2 tRNA genes are annotated in these 898 nt (G+C 48.9%); both read right to left on the bottom strand.

What is annotated here, in order from left to right:
• Positions 1–427 precede the first annotated feature (427 nt).
• Positions 428–504, bottom strand: a tRNA-Asp gene (locus H8K47_RS17985).
• 38 nt (positions 505–542) lie between these two features.
• Positions 543–618 (bottom strand) — tRNA-Val (locus H8K47_RS17980).
• Positions 619–898: the final 280 nt, after the last annotated feature.

Here is an 898-nt window from a genome sequence, read left to right as displayed (position 1 = left end):
GTGCCGCCGACGCCGTCTTGGCGTATTGATTCCATCGTCCATCATGTACAAGTGTCCACTTATTAAGTGGACACGATCATCTACGCTTACGCACTTAACTTCAAGATGACTTCACCGGATGCTTACGCTGAAGGCGGCCCATTCCTGTATGCATCTATCCCTCTGATTTCAGCACCTTGGTTGGTATAGGCCATGCTTTGCGGTGTTCGTACAGTGACGAGTGGCTACGCATACGCATTCATCGCTGTGTTTGGTGTCAGCATGACTGGCGCTGCTAACAGTGCGTTACACCTAGCGGTGTGCTGCGCACGGAAAAACTGATGCGGAGACCGTGGCTGCGAAGAATGATATTGATATGCAGCATTTAACCCAGCAAATGCTGAAGCAGAAAAGCAAAAAGCCAAGCTTTACGCTTGGCTTTTTAACTTGGCGGAGCGGACGGGGCTCGAACCCGCGACCCCCGGCGTGACAGGCCGGTATTCTAACCAACTGAACTACCGCTCCTAAACCTTAAAACTGGCTCTGTTTTCTTCGTTTATCTGTGGTGGGTGCTGAGAGGCTCGAACTCCCGACCTACGCCTTGTAAGGGCGCCGCTCTACCAACTGAGCTAAGCACCCATATTTGCTTAGTCAGATAAACTATTTAACGTTTGTCACCAACGTCAACAGAAGCAAAATTATACATCATATTTTCACTTCTTGTCTAGTCTTTTGCTGCATTTTTTCGCTTAACACCGCGTAATTTACTGCAAAAAACCTAGGCTTTCACTTAAAGCAAAACCCCCCGTTACGGTTGTAACGAGGGGTTTTTAAAGGGAGCCTGACGATAACCTACTTTCACACTGGTTGCAGCACTATCATTGGCGCAGAGTCGTTTCACGGTCCTGTTCGGGATGGG

The sequence above is a fragment of the Cognatundibacterium rugosum genome (genome assembly GCF_014284365.1).
GTDB classification, from domain to species: Bacteria; Pseudomonadota; Gammaproteobacteria; order Burkholderiales; family Burkholderiaceae_D; genus Undibacterium; species Undibacterium rugosum.
This window is presented reverse-complemented; position numbering and strand designations above follow the sequence as displayed.